Annotated in this window: 18 protein-coding genes and 1 pseudogene; 6 read left to right on the top strand and 13 right to left on the bottom strand. The window is 65.3% G+C overall.

All coding sequences use genetic code 11. From position 1 onward, the window contains the following. Positions 1–2: 2 nt before the first annotated feature. Positions 3–320: a hypothetical protein gene (locus tag J2R78_RS15285; RefSeq protein ID WP_028338017.1), complete on the top strand. Its 318-nt coding sequence runs from the start codon at positions 3–5 to the stop codon at positions 318–320. 139 nt (positions 321–459) lie between these two features. Here J2R78_RS15285 and J2R78_RS15280 read toward each other — a convergent pair whose 3' ends face one another. After that, complete coding sequence (locus J2R78_RS15280) at positions 460–768, bottom strand: hypothetical protein (RefSeq protein WP_253605371.1); 309 nt, start codon at positions 766–768, stop codon at positions 460–462. A gap of 154 nt (positions 769–922) precedes the next feature. Here J2R78_RS15280 and J2R78_RS15275 point away from each other — a divergent pair, with 154 nt between their 5' ends. From J2R78_RS15275 to J2R78_RS15265, 3 genes are all read left to right on the top strand, one after another. Then, on the top strand, positions 923–1,555 hold the full coding sequence (locus J2R78_RS15275) for a response regulator transcription factor (protein ID WP_018269422.1): 633 nt from the start codon (positions 923–925) through the stop codon (positions 1,553–1,555). Positions 1,556–1,730: 175 nt separating this feature from the next. Beyond that, on the top strand, positions 1,731–3,470 hold the full coding sequence (gene araD / locus J2R78_RS15270; RefSeq protein ID WP_253609828.1) for an L-arabinonate dehydratase: 1,740 nt from the start codon (positions 1,731–1,733) through the stop codon (positions 3,468–3,470). 101 nt (positions 3,471–3,571) lie between these two features. Further along, complete coding sequence (locus J2R78_RS15265; RefSeq protein WP_253605368.1) at positions 3,572–4,291, top strand: ribonuclease activity regulator RraA; 720 nt, start codon at positions 3,572–3,574, stop codon at positions 4,289–4,291. A 418-nt stretch (positions 4,292–4,709) separates the two neighbouring features. Here J2R78_RS15265 and J2R78_RS15260 read toward each other — a convergent pair whose 3' ends face one another. The 4 genes from J2R78_RS15260 to J2R78_RS15245 form a co-directional block, all read right to left on the bottom strand. Then, positions 4,710–6,818, bottom strand: a complete 2,109-nt coding sequence (locus J2R78_RS15260; protein WP_253605365.1) for a S9 family peptidase — start codon at positions 6,816–6,818, stop codon at positions 4,710–4,712. Between the two features lie 183 nt (positions 6,819–7,001). Next, positions 7,002–8,663: an iron ABC transporter permease gene (locus tag J2R78_RS15255; protein WP_253605363.1), complete on the bottom strand. Its 1,662-nt coding sequence runs from the start codon at positions 8,661–8,663 to the stop codon at positions 7,002–7,004. Positions 8,664–8,935: 272 nt separating this feature from the next. Continuing rightward, positions 8,936–10,000, bottom strand: coding sequence for a substrate-binding domain-containing protein (locus J2R78_RS15250; RefSeq protein ID WP_253605360.1), 1,065 nt, complete (start codon positions 9,998–10,000; stop codon positions 8,936–8,938). Between the two features lie 22 nt (positions 10,001–10,022). Further along, the gene (locus tag J2R78_RS15245) at positions 10,023–11,075 is read right to left on the bottom strand and encodes an ABC transporter ATP-binding protein (RefSeq protein WP_253609827.1); all 1,053 of its coding nucleotides are present in this window, start codon (positions 11,073–11,075) and stop codon (positions 10,023–10,025) included. A gap of 244 nt (positions 11,076–11,319) precedes the next feature. On the opposite strand from J2R78_RS15245, the pseudogene J2R78_RS15240 reads away from it, so the two are divergent. Continuing rightward, a pseudogene (locus J2R78_RS15240) lies at positions 11,320–12,156 on the top strand (IS5 family transposase). A gap of 138 nt (positions 12,157–12,294) precedes the next feature. Here the strand turns inward: J2R78_RS15240 and J2R78_RS15235 are convergent. The 5 genes from J2R78_RS15235 to J2R78_RS15215 all read right to left on the bottom strand — a co-directional run bounded on the left by J2R78_RS15235 (position 12,295) and on the right by J2R78_RS15215 (position 17,864). Then, positions 12,295–12,603: a GIY-YIG nuclease family protein gene (locus tag J2R78_RS15235; protein ID WP_253605357.1), complete on the bottom strand. Its 309-nt coding sequence runs from the start codon at positions 12,601–12,603 to the stop codon at positions 12,295–12,297. Positions 12,604–12,865: 262 nt separating this feature from the next. After that, positions 12,866–14,050, bottom strand: coding sequence for an alanine--glyoxylate aminotransferase family protein (locus J2R78_RS15230; protein WP_253605354.1), 1,185 nt, complete (start codon positions 14,048–14,050; stop codon positions 12,866–12,868). Between the two features lie 131 nt (positions 14,051–14,181). Further along, positions 14,182–15,015, bottom strand: coding sequence for an LssY C-terminal domain-containing protein (locus J2R78_RS15225; RefSeq protein ID WP_229191476.1), 834 nt, complete (start codon positions 15,013–15,015; stop codon positions 14,182–14,184). 144 nt (positions 15,016–15,159) lie between these two features. Then, a complete protein-coding gene (locus tag J2R78_RS15220; protein WP_016845489.1) occupies positions 15,160–15,885 on the bottom strand; it encodes a thermonuclease family protein in 726 nt (241 codons plus the stop codon). A 248-nt stretch (positions 15,886–16,133) separates the two neighbouring features. Next, the gene (locus J2R78_RS15215; RefSeq protein WP_253609826.1) at positions 16,134–17,864 is read right to left on the bottom strand and encodes a hypothetical protein; all 1,731 of its coding nucleotides are present in this window, start codon (positions 17,862–17,864) and stop codon (positions 16,134–16,136) included. A 372-nt stretch (positions 17,865–18,236) separates the two neighbouring features. On the opposite strand from J2R78_RS15215, the gene J2R78_RS15210 reads away from it, so the two are divergent. After that, positions 18,237–19,088 carry a caspase family protein gene (locus J2R78_RS15210; RefSeq protein WP_092090585.1) on the top strand — a complete coding sequence of 284 codons (852 nt, stop codon included), beginning with the start codon at positions 18,237–18,239 and terminating at the stop codon, positions 19,086–19,088. A 208-nt stretch (positions 19,089–19,296) separates the two neighbouring features. On the opposite strand, the gene J2R78_RS15205 is transcribed toward J2R78_RS15210, so the two are convergent. From J2R78_RS15205 to J2R78_RS15195, 3 genes are all read right to left on the bottom strand, one after another. Next, a complete protein-coding gene (locus J2R78_RS15205) occupies positions 19,297–20,175 on the bottom strand; it encodes an efflux RND transporter periplasmic adaptor subunit (RefSeq protein ID WP_253605351.1) in 879 nt (292 codons plus the stop codon). A gap of 7 nt (positions 20,176–20,182) precedes the next feature. Then, a complete protein-coding gene (locus tag J2R78_RS15200) occupies positions 20,183–21,079 on the bottom strand; it encodes an alpha/beta fold hydrolase (protein WP_253605350.1) in 897 nt (298 codons plus the stop codon). Between the two features lie 527 nt (positions 21,080–21,606). Next, positions 21,607–22,692, bottom strand: a complete 1,086-nt coding sequence (locus tag J2R78_RS15195) for an IS4 family transposase (RefSeq protein ID WP_253605347.1) — start codon at positions 22,690–22,692, stop codon at positions 21,607–21,609. Positions 22,693–22,723: the final 31 nt, after the last annotated feature.

Genomic DNA, 22,723 nt, shown 5'->3' with positions numbered 1-22,723 from the left:
CAATGACCGAGGACGGCAAATCCATTGAGCGGGTCACCTTCAGCCGGGGCGTCGATGTCTGCATCATGGCCATCGACGGCACCTGGCGGCGCGACTGCCAGCTCAATGCCATCTCGGACACCGATGCCTCGCTGACGGTCGAAGGTTCCATTCAGGGGCTCAACCTGAAGGAGTTTTTCCTGCTGCTGTCCTCGACCGGACTTGCCTATCGCCGTTGCGAACTGGTCCGCGTCAACGGCACCGAAATGGACGTCAGTTTCCTCAAGGGCAAGCCGAGCAAACGGCGATCGTCCGCGGACGAAGAGCGGGCCAGGGCCTGACGTCAAGAGGGACTGATCCGACCGGGCGGGCAAGGCCCGCGGCCAATCCGGACGATGCGTGGAACAGATTGCCGCCTGATGGGTTGGGCGTCGTCGGGACGATCGAGGTGATTGGGCCGAACCTGTCGGAGGCGGCGGGTCAGTTCAGCAGACGCGCAGCTGCCCCGGAATCGCGCAGGCGGTCGAGCGCCGCGTCGAGGCCGGCATCGCATGCCTTCAGGGCGGTAGATGCTGTGAGATAGTGCGGGGTAACGTCGTCGAGAACGACGGTGTCGACGTCGGCCTGCCGCTCGGCCAGCACGGCCTCGCGCGCGATCGCCGCTTCGATCAGCCGCAGGCTCGCCTGGACATGGCCAATCAGCGCGACCAGGTCCGTCACGATCAGACCGTAGGGATCATGGCCCTCGTCCAAGCGCGCTGCAACGCGGTCCGACGCTGCATTTTCCATGCATGTTTCTCCACTGCCCCCCACTTTTAGGGAACGCGGTGCTACTTGTGCGTTAAGCGGACGTCCCGTACAAATACGGGTCCATTGATCGAGATGGTCGAGTTAGTTCTTGTGCGGTCAGGGCAGCACGCTTCACCACTGATGGACGATGCATATGGTTGAAAATGGCGCTCCGCGCGGGGAAATCTTTGTAGTCGACGACGATCCTGCCGTTCGCGAGACGCTTTCAGTGGTCCTGTCGACCGCTGGTTACAAGGTGATCTGCTTTGCGGACGGCGCGGCGTTGCTCGCGGTGGCGCGCAGCAGGACGCCAGCCTGCATCCTGCTCGACGTGCATATCCCCGGCAAATCCGGCCTCGATATCCTGAGAGAGCTGCATGGCGAGGATTATCCGGCGCCGATCTTCATGATCTCCGGTCAGGGTGACATCGCGATGGCGGTCAGTGCCATCAAGAACGGCGCGCTCGACTTCATCGAGAAGCCGTTCCGCGGCAACGAGATCGTGAGCCGTCTGAACGAGGCGATCGACGCCTACACCAGGCGCCAGGCCGAGACCTCCGCGTCGCGGATCGCCGCGCTGCACTTCCCGGGTCGCGAGCCGCTGACCCGCCGCGAGCGCGAGGTGCTCGAGCAGTTCACCGCGGGCGCCTCCAACAAGGAAGCCGGGCGCCATCTCGGGATCAGTCCGCGCACGATCGAGGACCACCGCGCCAACATCATGAAGAAGCTCGGCGCGCGCAACGCCGCCGATCTGGTCCGCATCGTGATGACGGCGCAGCAAAAATAACCTAGGGCCGGTTTACGTTCCGATTGCCACATTGCGGAGCGTGTGCGGCGCACGTTCAGCGAACGGCACGTCTGCGCCGGGGGCGGGACGACATGTCTGAAAATCGAGTGTATGCCTGACGCAGGGCAAGCGCGCCGGGACCGCGCGCGTGCGAGCAATGTCGAGACCCATGGCGATGACGAAGAAGAACAAGACCCCGGATCAATTGCGCAGCGCGCGCTGGTTTGCGCCCGATGATTTGCGCGCCTTCGGCCACAGATCGCGGGCGATGCAGATGGGTTACGCGCCGGAGGAGTGGCGCGACCGGCCGGTGATCGCGATCATCAACACCTGGTCGGATGCGCAGCCCTGCCATATGCATTTCAAGAGCCGGGTCGACGACGTCAAGCGCGGCGTGCTGATGGCCGGCGGCTTTCCGCTCGAGCTGCCGGCGCTGTCGCTGTCGGAATCGCTGTTGAAGCCGACCACGATGCTCTACCGCAACATGCTGGCGATGGATGCCGAGGAACTGCTGCGCGGTCACCCGGTCGACGGCGTGGTGCTGATGGGCGGCTGCGACAAGACCACGCCCGGCCTGCTGCTCGGGGCCACCAGCATGAACCTGCCGGCGATCTACCTGCCCGCGGGACCGATGCTGCGCGGCAACTGGAAGGGCCGCACGCTGGGCTCCGGCTCCGACGCCTGGAAATACTGGGACGAGCGCCGCGCCGGCAAGATCTCCGACAAGGATTGGGTCGACATGGAGGCCGGCATCGCCCGCAGCTATGGCACCTGCATGACCATGGGCACGGCCTCGACGATGACCGCGATCGCCGAAGCCATCGGCATGACGTTGCCGGGCGCCTCGTCGATCCCCGCGGCCGACGCCAACCACATCCGCATGAGCTCGGAGGCCGGCCGCCGCATCGTCGAGATGGTGTGGGAGGATCTCACGCCGCAGAAGATCCAGACCCGCAAGGCCTTCGAGAACGCGATCACGGTCGCGATGGCGATGGGCTGCTCAACCAACGCCATTATTCACCTCATCGCGCAGGCGCGCCGCGCCGGCCAGGACATTTCGCTGGACGATTTCGAGATCGCGAGCCGCAAGGTGCCTGTGATCGCCAATGTGCGGCCGAGCGGCGACCTCTATCTGATGGAGGATTTCTTCTATGCCGGCGGGCTGCCCGGCCTGATGAACCGCATCAAGCCGCATCTGCATCTCGACTGCATGACCGTGTCAGGCAGGACGCTCGGCGAGAACATCGATGGCGCCGAGGTCCACAATGACGACGTCATCCGCACCGTCGACAACCCGATCTACAAGGAGGGCGCGCTCGCGGTGTTGAAGGGCAATCTCGCGCCCGATGGCTGCGTCATCAAGCCAAGCGCCTGCGATCCGCGTTTCCTCAAGCACACCGGGCCTGCGCTCGTGTTCGACGACTATCCGTCGATGAAGAAGGCAGTCGATGATCCCGATCTCGACGTCACAGTCGATCACGTGCTGATCCTCCGCAATGCCGGTCCACAGGGCGGGCCGGGCATGCCGGAATGGGGCATGCTGCCGATCCCGACCAAGCTGGTGAAGCAGGGCGTGCGCGACATGGTGCGGCTGTCGGACGCGCGGATGAGCGGCACCAGCTACGGCGCCTGCATCCTGCACGTCTCGCCGGAATCCTATATCGGCGGCCCGCTGGCGCTGGTGAAGAACGGCGACCGCATCACGCTCGACGTCGCCGCGCGCACCATCAATCTCGATGTGCCGGAGGCGGAGCTGGCCAGGCGCCGCGCCGAATGGAAACAGCCCGAGCAGCGCTTCGAGCGCGGCTATGGCTGGATGTTCTCGAAGCACATCAAGCAGGCCAATGAGGGCTGCGACTTCGATTTCCTCGAGACCGGCTTTGGCAAGCCGGTTGGCGAGCCGTCGATTTATTAGTTCATCACACCGTCGTTCCGGGGCGCGAAGCGAACCCGGAACCTCGAGATTCCGGGTTCACGCTTCGCGTGCCCCGGAATGACAGCCGGGGACAAATCATCATGTCAAAACTCAGCGACACCACCCGCAACAAGCTGAAATCCGTCTCCACCGCGACGGTCGCGACCGCGCTGTTCAAGCGCGGTTTCCGCATCCAGATGATCCAGGATGTTCATCCCCTGGGCCCGGATCAGCCGACCATGGTCGGCGAGGCCTTCACGCTGCGCTACATGCCGGCGCGCGAGGACCTCAACAAGATCGAGGTGTTCCGCGATCGCGCGCATCCGCAGCGCAAGGCGATCGAGGAGTGCCCCGTGGGCGCGGTGCTGGTGATGGACAGCCGCAAGGATGCGCGCGCGGCATCGGCGGGCGCGATCCTGGTGACGCGGCTGATGAAGCGCGGCTGCGCCGGCGTCGTCACCGACGGCGGCTTCCGGGATTCGGCCGAGATCGCGCGGCTCGGCTTCCCGGCCTTTCATCATCGCCCGAGCGCGCCGACCAACCTCACGCTGCACCAGGCAATCGAGATCAACGTTCCGATCGGCTGCGGCGATGCGCCGGTGTTTCCCGGCGACGTCATCCTCGGCGACAGCGACGGCGTCATCGTGATCCCGGCGCATCTCGCCGACGAGATCGCCGACGAGACGTTCGAGATGACCGCGTTCGAGGATTTCGTCACCGAGCAGGTCCAGAACGGCCGCGGCATCTTCGGGCTCTATCCTGCGACCGACGAACAGACGCTGAAGGATTTCGCGACGTGGCGGAAGGCGAAGGGGCGATAGCTCGTCGTCTCACAGTACGCTGTCGTCCTTGATAAGCGATCGCCATACATCCCGCCGTCGTCCCTGCGAAAGCAGGGACCCATAACCACAGGGAGGAGTTTGGCGAAGACTGGCAGTTGCGTTGTGTGCCGTGGTACTGTGACTGCCTTGCTCGATAGATCACGCGGTATGGGTCCCGGCCTTCGCCGGGACGACGATGGGGAGGGAGTGCGGCGATTAACTGCGATCCGTAGCCCGGATGGAGCGAAGCTCAATCCGGGGTTCTTGCTTACCTCGCCCCGCTTGCGGGGAGAGGTCGGATTGCATCGCCAGATGCGAGCCGGGTGAGGGGGAGTCTCCGCAAATTCATTTTCACCGAGTTTGCGGAGGCGGCCCCTCACCCCCACCCTCTCCCCGCAAGGGCGGGGCGAGGGAGAAGTTACACCTCAGCCTTCTCAGCCATCCCGACCGCCCACAGCGCGAACGCGTAGACGATCGCGACCTCGTCGAGGCGGTTGAAGCGGCCGGAGGCGCCGCCGTGGCCGGCGCCCATGTTGGTACGCAGCAGCACCGGGCCGCCGCCGCTCATCGTGGCGCGCAGCCGCGCGATCCATTTCGCCGGCTCCCAATAGGTGACGCGCGGATCGGTGAGCCCGCCCATCGCCAGGATCGCCGGATAGTCCTTGGCCGCGACATTGTCGTAGGGCGAATAGGACAGGATGGTGCGGAAATCTTTCTCGCTCTCGATCGGATTGCCCCATTCCGGCCATTCCGGCGGCGTCAGCGGCAGCGTGTCGTCGAGCATGGTGTTGAGCACGTCGACGAACGGCACTTCGGCGACGATGCCGGCGAACAGCTCGCCGGCGCGGTTGGCCACCGCGCCCATCAGCATGCCGCCCGCCGAGCCGCCATGGCCGACGATGCGCTTCTCACCGGTATATTTCGCCTCGATCAGCGCCCGCCCGGCGGCGGCGAAATCGTCGAACGTGTTGGTCTTCTTCTCGCGCTTGCCGTCGAGATACCAGCCCCAGCCCTTGTCGGCGCCGCCGCGGATATGCGCAATCGCATACACAAAGCCGCGGTCGACCAGCGACAGCCGGTTGGCGGCAAACGACGCCGGCATCGCCATGCCGTAGGAGCCGTAGCCATACAGCAAGAGCGGCGCCTTGCCGTCGCGGACAAAGTCCTTGCGATGCAGGATCGAGACCGGCACCTGCGCGCCGTCATGCGAGGTCGCGATGATGCGCGTGGTGACGTAGTCGGCCGGGTTGTGGCCGGACGGGATCTCCTGGCGCTTGCGCAGCACCCGCGTCCGCGTCGCCATGTCGTAGTCATAGACTTCCGACGGCGTGGTCATCGACGAATAGGCAAACCGCAAGCTGGTGGTGTCGAACTCGTAGCCGCCCATGGTGTCGAGCGAATAGGCCGCCTCGTCGAAGGCGATCGCATGCTCCGCGCCGCTGTTGAGGTCGCGGATGATGATCGCCGGCAGCGCATTGGCACGCTCCAGCCGCACCATGTGGCCGGCATAGAGCTCGACGTCGAGCACATAGACGCCTTCGCGATACGGGATCAGGTCGCGCCAGTTGCTGCGCTCGGGCGCGGTGAGCGGCGCGGTGACGACCTTGAAGTCGATGGCGTCGTCGGCGTTGGTCAGGATGAACAGCTCGTCGCCGCGGTCGGCGATCGAATATTGCACGCCTTCCTCGCGTGCCGCGACCAGCCGCGGCGGCGCGTCGGGATTGGAGAGATCGATCAGCCGCTGCTCCGAGGTCTCGTGGTCGCCGCCCGCGATCACGCAGAAGCGGCCGCTCGCGCTCTCGTGCAGGTGGGTGAACCAGCCGGAATCCTGCTCCTCATAGATCAGGATGTCGTCGGCCTGTTTGGTGCCGAGCTTGTGCCGCCACACCTGCATCGGCCGGTGATTGTCGTCGAGCTTGACATAGAAGAAGCTTTTGGAATCCGCGGCCCACACCACGCCGCCGTCGGTCTCCTCGACGAGATCGTCGAGATCGCCGTCGGTGGCCCAGTCGCGCACCCGGATCGAGAAATATTCGGAGCCCTTGGTGTCGGCACTCCAGGCGTGCAGGCGGTGATCGCTGGAATGCCGGCTGCCGCCGAACTTGAAATATTTGTGGTCCTTCGCCAGCGCGTCGCCGTCGAGCACGACATGGGCCTCGCCGCCGTCGCGCTGCGTGCGGCAGTACAGTTCGTGCTGGCCGCCCTCGCGGAACTTGCGGAAATAGGCGAACGGGCCGTCCGGCGACGGCACGCTGGAATCATCCTCCCTGATCCGCCCACGCATCTCCTTCACCAGCCGCTTCTGCAACGCGTCGGTATGGCCGAGCAGGCTCTCGGTGTAGCCGTTCTCGGCCTCGAGATAGGTGCGGATATCGGGATCGAGGATCGAGGGATCGCGCAGCACCTCCTGCCATTTCGGATCCTTGATCCACGCATAGTCGTCGGTCACCGCAATGCCGTGGGTGGTGAAGGAATGCGGCCGGCGCGGCGCGACCGGGGGCGATGTTGTGCTGGCGGATTTGGTCACACGATCCTCATGGTGCGGGGTTCCGCTCTATATCGGGATGAATGTGGCAATTGCCAGATGGGGCGGGCATCCTTGGTTGCCTCGTCATTGCGAGCGAAGCGAAGCAATCCATCGTTCCCCGAAGGGATAGAATGGATTGCTTCGTCGCTTCGCTCCTCGCAATGACGACGTGGTTAGGGCGAGCTACCCGTTCCGCAGCCGCGCGCCGGCATTGCCGCCGGACATCGGAATCCGGTTCACTGCCAGCACCACGGCGAAGGTGATCACCAGCATCGCGATGCCGAGCACCGCGATCGCGGCGAGGTCGCCGCCTTCGTTGAGGTCGTAGATCAGGACCGAGAGCACCTTGGTCTGCGAGGTGAACAGCACGATCGCCGCCGACAGTTCCCGCATCACGCCGATGAAGATGAAGCACCAGGTCGCGATCACGCCGGTGCGCAGCAGCGGCGCGGTGATCTGGCGCAGCGCCTGCAGCCGGGTCGCGCCGAGGATGCGGCTTGCCTCCTCGAGCTCGGGATGGATGGTTGCGAACGCCGCCTGCAATTGCTGATAGGCGGACGGCAAATTGATGGTGAGGAACGCCAGCAGCAGGATCCACAGCGTGCCGTAGAGCACGAAGGGCGGCCGCGTGTAGCTCAGGAACAGGCCGACGCCGAGCACGATGCCGGGCACCGCGACCGGCGCGGTGGCGAGGAAGCCGAGCACGCGGTGGCCCGCGATCACCTTGCGCGTCGTGACATAGGCGATGACGAGCGCGAGGATGGTGCCGATCGTCGCGGTCGCGGTGCCGAGGATCACGGTGTTCTTGAGCGCGAGCTGGGTCGACGACAGCTCGGTGAACACGAAGACGATGTTGTGCAGCGTCGCCGTCGACGGCGTCACCAGCGTGGTCGCGTTCGGCGAGAATGCGGCGTTGAGCAGCGCGAGGTAAGGCAGGAATACCGGGTTGAGCAGCACCAAGAGGCAGAAGCCGAGCGCCGCCCAGCGCCAGCCGCGCAATTCCACCCGGCGCGGCGCGCCATATTTGCCGCCGATCACCGAATAGCCGCGGCGGCCGAGCAGCGCCTTCTGGCCCTGCAGCAGCAGGATGGTCAGCACCAGCAGCGGCACCGCGGCGGCGGCCGCGAGCTCGAGCTTCGGCGGATATTGGAACAGGCTCCAGATCTTGGTCGTCATGGTGTGGAAGCCGGCCGGCAGCGCCAGGATCGCCGGCGAGCCGAACAGCGTCATCGCCTGCAGGAACGCGATCAGCGCGCCCGCGACCAGCGCGGGCAGCGCGAGCGGGATCGTCACCCGCCGCGCGGTGGTCCAGGCATTGCCGCCGAGGATCGCGGAGGCATCTTCCAGCTCGCCCGGCATGGTGTCGAGCGCATTGGCCACCAGCACGAACACGAACGGGAACGTGTAGCAGGAGATCACGAAGATGATCCCGGTCATCGAATAGATGTTGAACAGCGCGTCGGCGTCCTCGCCGGCGAACAGCCGGTAGAGCTGGTTCAATAGCCCGGAATTCGGCGCCGCCAGCAGTTCCCAGGCGACCGCGCCGAGAAACGGCGGCGTCACGAACGAGGCCGTGACCAGTGCGCGGATGGTCTGCCGCCCCGGCATGTCGGTGCGCGACACCAGCCAGCTGATCGGCGCCGCGACGATGCAGCAGATCAGCGCCGACGTGGTCGCGATGATCGCCGTCGTCAGCAGCGGATCGAGGAAATCGGGATTGCTGAACAGCGTGACGAAGTTTTGCAGCGTCGGATGCCGGCTCTTGTCGGTGAAGGCGAACACCGCGAGCCACGACAGCGGCAGCAGGATCAGCAGGATGAGCACCGCCGCGAACAGCCACAGCACGGGGCGTGTCCAGTCGATGCGGGGGCGGGAGGCGGGGGAGGTGGTTGTTGTTGTCATGTTGACCCGCGGTGAACTGTCTCAGCTCCCTCGCCCCGCTCTTGCGGGGTCGAGACGAGCGAAGCTCGCTCTTGGAGGGTTGGGGTGAGGGGCCGCTTCCGCGGATACCGGATGCGCGGAGAGTCCCCCTCACCCGCCGCGCATCTTGCGATGCGCGTCGGCCTCTCCCCGCAAGCGGGGCGAGGCAAAAAAGCGTGCGCCGCGACCTTCATCGCTCACACCCGAAACAGCCGCGCATAGCGCGTCTTGATCTCTTCGGTCATTGCTTCCACCCCCGCCGGATCCTCTTTCATCAGCTTGATGTCGGAAAGCTTGCGTCGGCCGGCCTTCGGCTGCACCTGGGCGTGCAGCGAATATTGGCCGGTGAAGTCGACGAAGAATTGCTGGGTCGCGCGGGTGTGCAGCCAGGCCTGGAACAGCTTTGCGGCGTTCGGATGCGGCGCACCGGCGAAGATGCCTGTGGGACCCGAGATCGTCGGCGTGCCCTCGGTCGGATAGACCGGCTCGACCGGTTGTCCGGCTTCCTTCAGGAGCACGATGCCATATTCATTGCCGTCGGCCATCACGGCGCGCTCGCCGAGCGAGAGCTTTTTCGGCGGATCGGTGGAGGACTGCACCTGCATCACGCGCTGCTTGGATAGTTTCTCCAGATACGGCCAACCGAGCTCGCGCACGATCTGGAACGTGGTGGTCATGATGGTGCCGCTATAGGCCGGATGGCCCTTCACCATCTTGCCCACCCATTTCGGGTCGAGCAGGTCGGCAAAGCTCTTCGGCGCGTCCTCCACCTTCACCAGATTGGTGTTGTAGGCGATCGACGACAGCCACAGCCGCGTGGTCACGGCCATGCCGTCGGGGTCGCGATAGTTGTCGGGAAAATGCTTCGCGACGTCTTCGGGCACGAACGGCATCAGCCAGCCGCTCTTCTTCCAGGGGATGAAATGCGAGGCATCGGCGCTGTTGACGACGTCGGCGGCGTGGATGTTGGAATCGAATTCCTGCGCCACGCGCTGGAACAGCCGCTCCGAGCCTGAGCGCTCGATCTGTACGGTGATGCCGGGATAGGCGGCCTCGAACGCCTTGCCGAGCTTTTCGCCGACCGGCAGGTCCATCGACGAATAGAACACGAGCTTGCCTTCCTTGGTCGCGGCGGCGACGAGATCGGGCGTGATCGCGACCGGCTCGGGTGCGGCGGCGCGTGCCGGTGACGCGAACACCGGGCCGACCGCAAGCACTGCAGAGCCTTTCAGGACATCGCGTCTGGAAATCGGCTTCCGCATCGCGTCGCTCCGTTTCTTGTTATCATCGGCTCAGCGCCCGGCAGCGCGCGGGCGGCAAGGTCAGCCACACCTCGCTGCCCTTCTCGACTGCGGTTTCCGTCGGCGTGGTTACCCGCAGCGCCGTGCCGTCGGCGGTCTCCACCATGTAGTCGCGGTTCATGCCGAGATAGACCTGCCGCGTCACGATGGCTTTGAGCGTGTTCTGCGCTGCCGCGGGCGGTTGCGTCGCGAGCTGGATCTCGTGCTGGCGGATCGCGACCGGCGCACTCTGGCCGGTCGTCAGCGTGGCGCCGACCACCTCGAGCGTTGCGCCGGCGAACTCCACGTGGTTCGCATCGCGCGCGGTGCCCTTGATCACATTGGCGGCGCCGATGAAGCGCGCGACGAATTCGGATTCCGGCCGCGCATAGATGTCCTCAGGCGCGCCGAGCTGGTCGATCTTGCCGGCATTCATCACCGCGATCAGGTCGGCGGTCGTCATCGCCTCGGACTGGTCGTGGGTGACGTAGACCGTGGTGTAGCGATATTCGTCGTGCAGGCGGCGGATCTCGAACCGCATCTCCTCGCGCAGATTGGCGTCGAGATTCGACAGCGGTTCGTCGAGCAGCAGCGTCTCGGGACCGACGATCAGCGCGCGCGCCAGCGCGACGCGCTGCTGCTGGCCGCCGGAAAGCTCGCCCGGATAGCGCTGCGCCAGTGGTTCCAGCTTGGTGGTCGCCAGGATCGCGGCGAGCTTTTTGGCGATGGTGTCGCGATCCATTTTGCGCAAGCGCAGGCCGTAGACGATGTTCTCCGCCACCGTCATATGCGGCCACAGTGCGTAGCTCTGGAAGATCATCGACATGTTGCGCTGCTCGGGCGGCAGCGTGCGCGCCTTCGATGACACCACGCGCTCGCCGACGCGGATCTCGCCGTCGGATGGTTCGAGGAACCCGGCGATCAGCCGCAGCGTGGTGGTCTTGCCGCAGCCGGACGGCCCGAGCAGGCAGACCAACTGGCCATGATCGATCGTGAGCGAAACATCATCAACCGCGACAAACGATCCAAACCGCTTGACCAGGCCGCGCAATTCCACCGATGCCAAGCGGTCCCTCCATTTTGTTGTGTCGCAGGGATCCGTGCCCGGCTGTTGCCGGCAGTAAAGCGGAAAATGATGGCGACGAAAAGTGCTCGTGCCCCGTCAAAAAGTCGTGGCACCTCTTCGTTGCGTTATTCCCCGACCACTCTTCCGTCATCCTGAGAGCCTGACTGAAAAATGGGTGAGTGATCTCAGTGGGGTGTGATTCCATCGGATTTGCAAAGATTCGAGGGAGAGCACGATGCCCTGGACCAAGATCACTCGGGAGCAATATCGGCGGGACGATCTGCGTTATGCAAGCGATATGACCGATGCGGAGTGGGCGCTGATCAGACGCCTGTTGCCGCGAGCGAACCGGCGCGGCCGGCCGCGTAAGACGGAGCTGCGTCGTGTGATCGAAGCGATCCTCTATATCGTTTCGACCGGCTGCCAGTGGCGGGCGTTGCCGCAGGAGTTCCCGCCCTATTCGACGGTGCAGGGCTATTTTTATAGATGGCGGGATACAGGCCGGTGGCAGAGGATTGTCAGCGTGCTTGTCCGACGGGCGCGAAAAAAGCTTGGACGGACACCGAAGCCGACGGCAGCCGTGATCGACAGTCAAAGTGCGCCGACCACCCAAGCTGGTGGACCGCGCGGCTACGATGCAGGCAAGCGCATCTACGGCCGCAAGCGGCACATTGTGACGGATACCAATGGCCTCCTCCTCGGGGTTCATGTTCATCCCGCCAACGTTCAGGACTGCCATGGCGCCGTACCGCTGCTGAAGAACGTGCGGATGAACTTCCCCCGGCTGCGCCACGTCTTTGCCGACCGGGTCTACCGCGGAAATCAACTCCTCGACGCGCTCTCAGACTGCGGTCCATGGACTGTCGAGATCGTCGAGCGGCCTCAAGGCGTCAAAGGCTTCCAGCTTCTGCCGAGGCGGTGGGTGGTTGAACGCACATTCGCTTGATTCGGCAGATGCCGCCGCCTCGCCAAGGACTTCGAGGCGACGGTGGCAACCGAAGCTGCCTGGCTGCTGATTGCACACATCAGGCTCCTGACCCGCAGACTCGCGGCTGCAGCTAAGGTTGGGTGATTTATGAGTCAGACTCTGAGGAGCGCGCTCTTGCGCGCGTCTCGAAGGATGCACGGCCCGGATCTCTCGGCGTGCTCCGATTCTCTCGCGGCGGGGGCGTGGCCGCCGATCCTTCGAGACGGCCGCTCCGCGGCCTCCTCAGGATGACGGGGAAGGGGTCGTTCTGCGTCGATGAGCCAGTCGGCTGATCGTGGCCCAATCCAGCCGAATCAATGCTTCCTTCTTCGCCCGACTCCAGCCCTTGATCTGCCGCTCGGCCGCGATGCCATCGGTGATGCGCTCGAAATACTCCGACCAGACGAGGACGACCGGTCGGCGATTATGAGTGTAGCCTGGGAAAGCACCCGTATCGTGTTGTTCGATGCGCGGCGCGAGATCGTCGCCCGTGGCACTGCCGACGTAGAAGGACTCGTCGGCGCAGCGAAGCATGTAGACGTAGATGCCCATGCGATAATCCATGCAGACCGCGCGAGGGCATCATGGTGCAATCATCGCCACGGTCAATAGGATGAGCGTCTATCTCTGATCCCGCGGACGCCTATCCCGTCATCCTGAGGTGCGAGCGGAGCGAGCCTCGAAGGATGCACGGCCCGGCTATTTCCGCGCACTCCGATTCGCTCGCGGCGGGAGCGCGGCCGTCGATCCTTCGAGACGCCCGCCTTTGGCGGGCTCCTCAGGATGACGGGTTAAAGCCTCAGACCGCCTCGGCCTACGCCTTCACGTTCTCGCCGAGCCACTGGATGGCCGCGTCGGCGCCGGCCTTGCCGTGCGGGATGTTCAGCGCTGTCAGCGCGACCTCGACGACGCCGAGGGTGCCGAGGATCATCGGAGCGTTGACGTGGCCCATATGCGCGATGCGGAAGGCCTGGCCCTGCAAATCGCCGATGCCGGTGCCGAGCACCACGCCGCATTTCTCCTTGGCGTAGCGCTGGATCGCGGCGGGGTCGGCGCCCTTCACGGTCACCGTCGTCACCGTGTTGGAACGCTCGGCGGGCTCGGTGATGTTGAAGCCGAGCACCTGTCCCTCGGCCCAGACCGCGACCGCGCGGCGCACGGCTTCGCCGAGCAGCCGATGCCGCAGATGCGCATTCTCCAGGCCTTCGGCGTGCAGCATGTTGATCGCCTCGCGCAGCGCGAACAGCAGATGCACCGGCGCGGTGCCTGCATATTTGCGGTAGTGCTCGCTGCCCTCGCGCTCGGTCCAGTCCCAATAGGGCGTGCGCAGATTGGCTTTCTTGTGGGCGTCCCAGGCGCGGTCACTGGCGGCGACGAAGCCGAGGCCGGGCGGTGTCATCAGGCCCTTCTGCGAGCCCGACATCGCGACGTCGACATACCATTTGTCCATCTCGAACGGCATGCAGCCGAGCGAAGCCACGGTGTCGACCATGAACAATGCAGGATGGCCGGCGGCCTTGATCGCCCTGCCGATCGCCTCGATGTCGTTATAGGCGCCGGACGCGGTGTCGACCTGCACCACGAGGATCGCCTTGATCGTGTGCTCCTTGTCGCGCCGCAGCCGCTCCTCGACCTCGGCCGGACGGATCGCGCGGCGCCAGTCGCCCTTCAGCACTTCGACCTCGGCGCCCATCGCGGCCGCAGCCTGGCCCCAGCCGATCGCGAAACGCCCGCTCTCCAGCACCAGCACCTTGTCGCCGCGCGACAGCACGTTGGAGAGCGTCGCCTCCCAGGCGCCGTGGCCGTTGGAGATGTAGATGTAGGACTTGCCCTGGGTGACGAACAGCTTCGAGAGGTCGCGCAGCAGGCTCTCAGTCAGTTCGACCATCTCGTTGGAGTAGATGTCGAGCGCCGGGCGGTGCATTGCCTGCAGCACCTGATCGGGCATCGTGGTGGGCCCGGGGATGGCCAGAAATTCCCGGCCCGCGCGAACGGTCATCGTCCTGTTCCTTTTGGATAAAGCGCGCAAATCATGCGTGTGAGGGGTCAAGCGCGGAGACTATTCCATCGCGGCTTCGATTGCGAGCAGGACGAAGCAATCCAGCGTTTCCAAAACCGCGGGACACGATGCTATTTGCCGATCGATTCGACGACCGCGCGCCAGATCTGGTCCTTCAACTCGGTCGCGGCGGGGCTCGGGAGCTGCTCGACGGTGCCGTTGTTCTTGCGGCAGGCCTCGACCAGCCGCAGCACCCAGATTTCGCCGTCGGTGTAATAGGGATCGCCGCCGCCATTGCGGCCGTTGAAGGTCGGGCCGATGCCGGTGACCTGATATTTCGCGGTGACCATGCCGGCGGACTCGAGGTCAGTGGCAAGCAGCGCGCGTTCGGCGTCGAGATCGGCCGCGATGTGATGCGTCACCGCGCCGGTGTAGTGGCTGACGCCGACGCTGCGGTCGAGCGTCGCAGCGCCCAGCCAGACCGGACGTTTCTCCTCGCCCTGGTCGAGCACCTTCCAGAAGCGGACATGGTTGCGGCGGTCCGCGCTCGATCCGACCGGCCGCTCGAAGGCGAGATCCTCGCGGCGGTCTAGATAGAACAGGTTGCTCACCGGCGCATCCTTGTAGGGACGATCGAGCAGCACGCTGCCCACGATCTCGATGGAGGATTTCAGCGTCACCGGATCGGCCGGAAACCAGCCGGCCTCGTGCATCGCGCAGACCACATCCTTGGTGTCGCCGATCAGCCCGACATTCATCGGATCGCCGGGAATGCCCTGCGCGGTGCGCGTCACCATCGGCAGATTGGCGAGGCCCTTCTGATGCTCGTAATGCGTCCACAGTGCCGGCAGCAGCAGATAGGCTGCGATCAGGTAGATCGCCAGGACGAGCAGCAATGCCATCTGCGCTTGCCTGAGGCGGCTGCGCCGGCGCACGGAAGGCGGATCGATCTCGACATCGGTCATGCCGTGGTCCTTCACCTCTCCCGCTTGCGGGGGTCGAGACGAGCGAAGCTCGCTCTTAGGTCGGATTGTATCGAAGATGCAATCCGGGTGGGGGCTTTCTCCTCATAAAGAGCGTCGCAAGCTACAACTCAATCGCACTTCCGACTAGCGCCGCGTCTCGCGGCAGCCGGCGGCTTCGGCCTCCTCGACCGAGCAGAACCAGCGCGTGCCCTTGCTGATCTTCATTTCGATCTTGGCGTACCAGCGGCTGGTCCGCTGGTGAAAGATGCATTCGCCGGAGCGGTTGACGTTGCCCTTGATGGTGCAGTCGGGCGAGGGCGCCACCGGGCCGGAGGCCGAGGCGAGCAGGATCGCGTTGGCGCCATCCGGCGGCTTCACCGCGCCGAGCACGGTGGTCTTCTTGTTGCGCACCCGCCAGTCCCACGGCGCGATGAAGGCGCCCTGCCACATCCCGGCTTTTGCCTCACGCGCGGCCTTCTCGTCGGCTTCGTAGTCATGCGAGGCGCGGGTGTAGGCCAGCGCCCAGCCGCTCGCGACCAGCCATTTCTGGATGTCCTCGCCGTCGACCTCGCAGCGCGCGATGGTGCGGCCGCGACGATCGACCGAGCGGGCGTGGCAGGTCCAGCTCTTGCTGCCGGCATGCTTGATCAGCTCGTCGCGCGCCGCGACGCCGCAGGTCCAGCGCTCGCCTTTGGTGTTGAGGCAGAGCTGGTCGGTCGACGGCGCGTCGACGCCTGCGAGCCGGATGCGGACGCTGCCGATCATGAGCTGGTCGCCGTCGCGGATCTTCGGCACGCCGGTGATGTCGGCGGCGACAGCCAGCGTCGGCAGCGAGAGCAGCAGGCCCGCGGTGAGCAGCGTCTTGAACATCGGCGTTCCCGGCCAGGTTCTTGTCGTACAAATGGCTTTTAGCGTGCAGAGGTCAGTGCCCAACGATTGTGCGGGCAATTGGGCAACCGTGCCAGTGCTGTTGCGTTTCCGCCAGTTTCAACTTCGCGTCATTGCCCTGCGAATGCGCTATTCGCCTTCCGAAATTCTGTAGCCCGGATGGAGCGAAGCGCAATCCGGGATGGTCTTTCCGGTGAGGCGGCCCCGGATTACGCTGCGCTCCATCCGGGCTACGAAACGTTCGCCATTCGCTTCCGGGCCAGCGCCAGCGCCATCAGCACGAACGCCGAGGTCACCTCCGGCCCGCCGACCAGGATGCGGGTCGGCGTCTTCATCTTATTCCACTCATAGGCCCGGTAGGGCCCCTTGCGGCCGCCCTCGCCGAGGCCCTGCACGATGCAGTGCAGCGCCGGCGTGAAGGTCGAGATCTCGGCGCCGAGATGCGCCAGCGCCATCAGCGCCAGCGCGGCGTCGAACGGGTTCATCTCGTGGGCGATCAGCTCGTGCGTGACATAGCCGAGCACGCGGGCGCGGATCAGCGCGAACACGTTGCCGGGATCGATGATGCGCTGCGCCGCCAGCGGCAGCGCGACGAAGGCGGCATAGCAGCGGCCGAAATAGGCCGAATAGAGCTCGGGCAGATAATAGATGTGCGAGCGCGGATTTTTAAACGCGCCGCTTTCGACCAGATTCTTCTGGAAGGCGATGATGCGATGCACGGTCTCCAGCCGCTGCGGCGTCTCGATGATCTGCCAGCGGGCGAGGTTGCGGAACGAGACCTCGAGGATGTCGAGGTTCAGCGTCGGATCGAGGTCGTTGCCATAGGGCCGCTCGCCGGCGAGATTGTCGATCCAGGTGACGACGCCGCCCTCGTAATCGATGTTGTCGTTGAGCGGCACGGTGACGCGCGGCTCGTTGGCGCCCGATCGCACCTGGTAGCCGCGGTAGAAGTCGAGCAGCGGCTGCTGCAGGATCGGATCGTCGGAGCCGGCCTGGGTCGCGGCCGAGAACGAGCACGCCGTGGTGTCGCAGTCCGGCACATAGATGCCGAAGCCGAGATCCTGCTTGATCTGGGCGAAGAAGCGCGAGAAGCGCGGATGCGGGCCCGGCGCCAGCGCGGTGATGACCTTCACCGTCGAGCCGTCATGCGACGGCACCTCCTCGGCGCTGGTCTTGAGGCAGAAATCCACCATGTCGGCGATCGCGCGCCGCGCGGTAACAGCTTCATCCGGCGAGGCGAGCCCGGTCTCGACGAAGCCGAGCAGCGCCTCGGTGAAGAAGGCGTCGTAATAGGCCGAGCGGTGGCGGATCTGCACCGGCTCCCACATCGGCTCGGCGATGCCGCGCCAGGCCGGATTGATCAGTGCGCGCGCCGGCGAATGCGCGATGAATATCCGCGCCAGATTGAACAGCAAGGTCGAGTTCTTGTAGCCGCGTGCGTTTAGCCCGGTCAGCGCCATCAGCAGCTCACGTCCGCCCACGTCGGGGTCGCCGATCAGGTTGAAGGCGGCATAGGTCGGGATGAAGCCGTTCCTGCCGAACGAGCGCAACAGATGCGCGCCGGTCAGGCGGATCACGCGGTCGATCTCGGCGATCTCTGGCGGGCGGCCAGGTGCGGTCGCGGCGGGCGGTGCCGGATGGCGCACGCCGATACCGTCCATCAATGCCGCGACGGGCGTGCCGATCGCGGCCCAGTCCGGCGCCGCGACGTCGCGCGCCGCAGTGAGCGCCGCGCGCAGGCCGGCAAGACGGTCGGGATCGTTGAGCGCGGGCAGGCCGGTGCGGCGGAGCAGCGCGCGCAGCGGCGGATTGCCGAGCGCGGTCCGGTAGAATTTTCCGAGATGGGCATCGCCGCCGCGATAGGCCTGCAGCACGGGGTCGCAGACCTCGTACAGCGACGGGCCGTCCTTTTGGGCGGTCAGCGACCGGCACACTGCGCCTGCGATCTCGTGAAGGCCCAAGAAGCTCAAAGAATCCCCTTTCCCGAGGAACCGGTTAACGCCGCCGCCCGACGGAGTTTCCTGTCGCTCTGCCCCAAACTCGCAAGCCCTTGGAAAGCTACATGAATCGCCACAAAACACAAATGTGACTGAGGTCACGTAACGGGATCTTAACGGCGTCAATGGCCTCTGCCGGGCGGCAGCATGCGGCAATTCGGGTTGCCCCGGGCGGCCGTCCGGGTTAAAGGAGCGTTTGTTGCGGCGCCGCAAATTGAGCTCAATTCAACGGCACACACACCTCAACCCCATTAAACCTGAACGTCTTTGACGCGACTAACTGGCGCGATCTTCGCTTGAGCGCCATCGGGATAAGAATTGGGACTTAGGAACGCTATGGACCTTAGGCAGCTTCGCATTTCCCGCCGCACCATCGCCGTCTGCGTCGCGGTGGCCGGCACGGTGTCGCTGGCGATTGGCGCCCATGCCGCGCTCAACAAGCGCACCCTCGATGTCGCCAAGGGTGGCGACAAGGTCGCCTCCACCGAGCTGACCGGCAGCATTCCGGCAGGCACTTCCCGCCTCGCGCTGATCATCGGCAACGGCCATTATCCGGACGCCGCGGCGCCGCTGGCCCAGCCGATCAACGATGCCCGCACCCTGTCGTCGGCGCTGCGCCGCGAGGGCTTTGACGTCGACGTGGTCGAGGATGCGACCAAGGACGACATGTTCCGCGCGGTCGAGCGCATGAAGGCCAAGATTCGCCCCGACACCGTCGTGATGCTGTTCTTCGGCGGCTACGGCGTGCAGGTCGGCCGCGAGAGCTACATGATCCCGGTCGATGCCACGATCTGGAAGGAAGCCGACGTCAAGCGCACCGGCGTCAGCGTCGAGTCCGTGCTCGATGCGATGAAGGAGCGCGGCGCCAAGGCCAAGCTCGTCGTGCTCGACGCCTCGCGCCGCAATCCCTATGAGCGCCGCTTCCGGGCGTTCTCGCACGGTCTCGCCCCGATCAGCCCGCCGGAGAACACCATCGTGCTGAGCTCGGCGACGCCGGGCAAGGTCGCCGACGACAGCAAGGCGCCGAACAGCGTGCTGGTCTCCGAGCTGCTCAACAACCTCAACGCCCAGGCCGGCGCCGAAAGCGCCTTCAACAAGACCCGCGTCGCGATCTCGCGTGCCAGCGAAGGCGAGCAGGTGCCGAGCGTGTCGTCGTCGCTGCTGGAAGACATCAAGCTCGGCGGCTGAGCTTCCTTTGCTCTATCCACACGTCGTCCCGGCGAAAGCCGGGACCCATAACCACAGGGCCGCATTGTTGAAGCGCGCTGTGGCGACAGCTCTTCAGACAATTCACATTGGTGGTTATGGGTCCCGGGTCGCGCGGAGCCTGTCATCGGGCGGCGCTTTGCGCCGACCCGTTGGCTTGCCCGGGACGACACCGTGGATGTAGCGCCGCCTACTTCGCATCCGCGCTGGCGCCGACCGGCCGCACCGGATCGCCCTCGCGCAGCAGCGCGCCGGCGCGGGCGACGACGATGTCGCCTTCCTGGATGCCGTCGCGGATCTCGACCTGCCCGGCCGACATCAATCCGGTCTCGACCCGCCGCGTCTCGACGCGGCCGCCGCGCACCACCTGCACAACGGTGCCCGCGGTGGAATAGAGGATCGCGGTCAGCGGCACCGCGACGCCGCAGCTCTGCCCGGTCTTGATCTGGGCGCGGCCGGACGAATTCACCAGCAGCCGCTTGTTCGCGCCGATGCCGATGAACACCTGGCCGAGCTGGCTGTTCGGCTCGACCGTCGGCGCGATCCGCCGCACCTTGCCGTCGAGATCGCCGGCGCCGAGGACCTTGAGCTGCGCCGTCTGCTCGGTCTTCAGCTTGGCGATGTCGCGGGTCGGCACCATGCCGACCAGATCGTACTCGCTCTTGGCGATGATCGAGAACAGCGCGTCCTTGCCCGAGGCCGGCGCGCCGACGATCGCCGTTGAGCCCGAGATCGTGCCCGCCACCGGCGCCGTGACGTTGACCGAGTTGGCGCCGTCGGTCAGCTTCGCCAGCACCTGCCCTGCGGTGACGGTGTCGCCGGGATCGACCATCACCTCCGCCACCTTCAAGCCAAAACGGTCGGGCCGGATTTGCTGCTCGTCGCGCGGCAGCACGATGCCCGAAACCTCGACGATATTGCCGAAGCAGAATTTCGAGGCCCTCAGCACCGTCACCGCCGCGCCCTTCGGCACGGCGTCGGCCTCGCCCGCGGCAAGCGCGGGAGAGGCCGCGAGCACGAGCAGCGCGGAGGCGGCAAGGGCTGAGGCGCGCGTGCGAGGCAAAATCATCGGCAAACTATTCCCAAAATGAGGGCCTCCTGAATACCAGATGCCGCCTGGCCGAGCCAGCCGCCTGCACTGCCTCGGCCGGCCCCGCATCCGCCGCCAGCTCCAGCTTCGCCAACTCCTCGGCGCGCCAGATGTGCCGCAGGATTTCCGGGTTGACCCGATCGGCATGCGTCACCGGCAGCATGTGGCCGGCACCCGGCAGATGCCGCAACTCGGCGCCATCGATCAGCGTGGCGAGTTTCGCGACAATGCGCTGCGTCACATAGGGCGACAGCCCGCCAGAGATCAGCAGCGTCGGCACCTTCAAGGTACGCGCGGCTTCCGCCACTCCGTTAAGGTCGAGCGCGGCGCTGAAATCGCACGGCAGCTTGTCGGCCTGCTCGATCATCCGCAGCCGCCCGCTCGGCGAGAACTGCTCGCGCGGCCCGGAGCCGGCCCAGAACGCGGTGAACGCCTCGACCGCCTCCATCACGGCGCCGTCGACAATATCCCTTGAGACGATCTGCGCGATCCGCGCGAAGCGGTCGTACAGCCGCGCATCGGTGGGCGTGTCGCGCAGCAACGTGGGTAACACCGGCTCGATCAGCGTCAGGCTGCGAATGTGCTGCGCATAAGGCGAGGCGGTCGCCAGCCGAAACGCGATCGCCCCGCCATAGGAATGCCCGATCAGATGGATCGGCCCGTCGGCCCTGGCGAGCCAGGGCTCGAGCCGCGCGATCTCGCCGTGCAGCGTCCGCGGCCAGTCGCGCCCGCAGGCCGCAACGCCATAGCCGGAAATATCCGGCGCCATGAACCGGTCGCCGCCGAGCGCCGTCGCAAGCTTGGTCCATTGCCGTCCCGACCCCAGCGAGCAATGCAGCGCCACCACCGACGCCGCCGCGTGCGTCCCATCCAAACCCGTCATCAAACCCTTCCTTCTTGTTCTTGTTGTCGCCGGACGCGCGTTCGCACGCGCCCGTCATGACGCGAGCGAGGCGGGGGAGGGCTTATTCCTGGGAGGGGTGGGGGCGGTCGTGATCGTGATTGGGGAGGCAACAGGATTCACTGGATGGTGATGTTGAGGCTCGTGGCAGTCGGCGCCCGGCGCTTCCCTGCGCCCTCTCCTATATGAGGGTGGTTGATCGCATGACTCGGGCGCGGTGGCGTCGCGGGATGCGGGCGTGTGCTTCTCCCCTCGGGTCTCTCCCTTGGCTATTTGATTGTTGAATCAGGAACGGGGCCACATATTCAATGTCGTCCCGGCGAAGGCCCATAGGCGCTAAGATAGTTTGATCATAGTCTGATAGTGGCGCTTATGTCTGGGTGGCTCGCGTAGATGTCGCCGGAGAGCGTGACTGGCTCTGCAGAGTAGAGCGATTGCGGGCTGTGGAATGATCGCTTGCCGTAGCGAAGCTACGAGCTGGCGCAGCAGACGCCACGTCACTGGGTGGGTCAGGCGGCGTCGGCCAAGCGGGGAGAGTCTTCGAGTTCGTCGACGAGCGGCTCGAGCAATAGAATGATCAGCAGATGAGCGAGGATATGGGGTCTGGCGGACCGCTCGTCGGTTCCGGGAGGTCCCTTCAGGCCAATCAGGCTTTTCAGCCGCTTGAAGCCGAGCTCAATGCGCCATCGCAGCCGATAGAGGGCGAGGATATCTGCAGTCGTGAAGTCCTCTGGCCTGAGTGAGGTCACCAGGATCACCCAATCTGCGGCGTCAAGTGTTTGCCTGGAGAGCTGATGACCTCCCTTTTGTGCAGTCCGGCGCGCCTTGCGTCGCGCAGCCGCAGCAGCTTGCGCCGGCTTCTTCGCGGCAACCAGACGCACTGCGAGCGGCGGCGCACCTGACTTGCGCTTTATCCAAATCGGCCGATCGATCAGGCCACGCGCCGAGGCGTTGCGCAGTTCGGCAGTGAGGTCAACAAGATTACCTTCGGCATCGAGCCAGCGCGCGCTCTTCCAGCCGGCCCGGATCACGAAGTCCGCATCGGCATCGACGAGATGCGCCATGCGCTCCGGTTGCAGATAGGCGCGATCGGCAAGACGGATCTCACTGGCAACCGCCGGTATCCGATCCAGCGTCTCGCCCGCTCGCTGATCGGTCAGTTCGAAGTGACCAAAGCGCTCCTGCGGAAGATCGAACGCGCTATGGATACGCCACACTGCGTTCTTGTTCCTGCCGCTCGTCCCAGCCTTGGGGACCGTCGTGGCGTCAACAATACGGATCAGACGACCGCGGCTCGCCTTCGGCGCCGCGGCGGCAAGCGCCTGCTCGACCAAGATTGCCAGCCAATCTCCGCACTGACGTAAGCGATACAACAGAGCCACGTTGGAGATATCGACAAGCCCAACCGACGTGGCCCATGCCGCCGTCAACCGCAGCCCTTTCTCACCAAGGCAATAAGCCAAGATCAGGCGCAGCAAGTCGACCGCATTGCTGATCTCCCGCGGACGGACAAACGCCTTCGTCTTGCGCGCGCTAATGTTCAGAGCCTCGGCTCCGCCAAGTCGGGCGACAACGCGCGCCCAATCTTTGTTCACAAGCGATTCGTGTGCCATTCCATCTTGGAAT

Origin of the sequence: Bradyrhizobium sp. USDA 4538, assembly GCF_024171045.1 — a bacterium.
In the GTDB taxonomy this organism is placed as follows: domain Bacteria; phylum Pseudomonadota; class Alphaproteobacteria; order Rhizobiales; family Xanthobacteraceae; genus Bradyrhizobium; species Bradyrhizobium australafricanum.
The sequence above is the reverse complement of the archived record's forward strand: the minus strand, read 5'-3'. Positions and strand labels throughout refer to the sequence as shown.

Bases quoted from the DNA above. Each gene is read 5' to 3' on its own strand.
- J2R78_RS15285 (WP_028338017.1), top strand. From the start codon at position 3: ATGACCGAGGACGGCAAATCCATTGAGCGGGTCACCTTCAGCCGGGGC.
- J2R78_RS15280 (WP_253605371.1), bottom strand. From the start codon at position 768: ATGGAAAATGCAGCGTCGGACCGCGTTGCAGCGCGCTTGGACGAGGGC.
- J2R78_RS15275 (WP_018269422.1), top strand. From the start codon at position 923: ATGGTTGAAAATGGCGCTCCGCGCGGGGAAATCTTTGTAGTCGACGAC.
- araD (WP_253609828.1), top strand. From the start codon at position 1,731: ATGACGAAGAAGAACAAGACCCCGGATCAATTGCGCAGCGCGCGCTGG.
- J2R78_RS15265 (WP_253605368.1), top strand. From the start codon at position 3,572: ATGTCAAAACTCAGCGACACCACCCGCAACAAGCTGAAATCCGTCTCC.
- J2R78_RS15250 (WP_253605360.1), bottom strand. From the start codon at position 10,000: ATGCGGAAGCCGATTTCCAGACGCGATGTCCTGAAAGGCTCTGCAGTG.
- J2R78_RS15235 (WP_253605357.1), bottom strand. From the start codon at position 12,603: ATGGGCATCTACGTCTACATGCTTCGCTGCGCCGACGAGTCCTTCTAC.
- J2R78_RS15230 (WP_253605354.1), bottom strand. From the start codon at position 14,050: ATGACCGTTCGCGCGGGCCGGGAATTTCTGGCCATCCCCGGGCCCACC.
- J2R78_RS15225 (WP_229191476.1), bottom strand. From the start codon at position 15,015: ATGACCGATGTCGAGATCGATCCGCCTTCCGTGCGCCGGCGCAGCCGC.
- J2R78_RS15220 (WP_016845489.1), bottom strand. From the start codon at position 15,885: ATGTTCAAGACGCTGCTCACCGCGGGCCTGCTGCTCTCGCTGCCGACG.
- J2R78_RS15210 (WP_092090585.1), top strand. From the start codon at position 18,237: ATGGACCTTAGGCAGCTTCGCATTTCCCGCCGCACCATCGCCGTCTGC.
- J2R78_RS15205 (WP_253605351.1), bottom strand. From the start codon at position 20,175: ATGATTTTGCCTCGCACGCGCGCCTCAGCCCTTGCCGCCTCCGCGCTG.
- J2R78_RS15200 (WP_253605350.1), bottom strand. From the start codon at position 21,079: ATGACGGGTTTGGATGGGACGCACGCGGCGGCGTCGGTGGTGGCGCTG.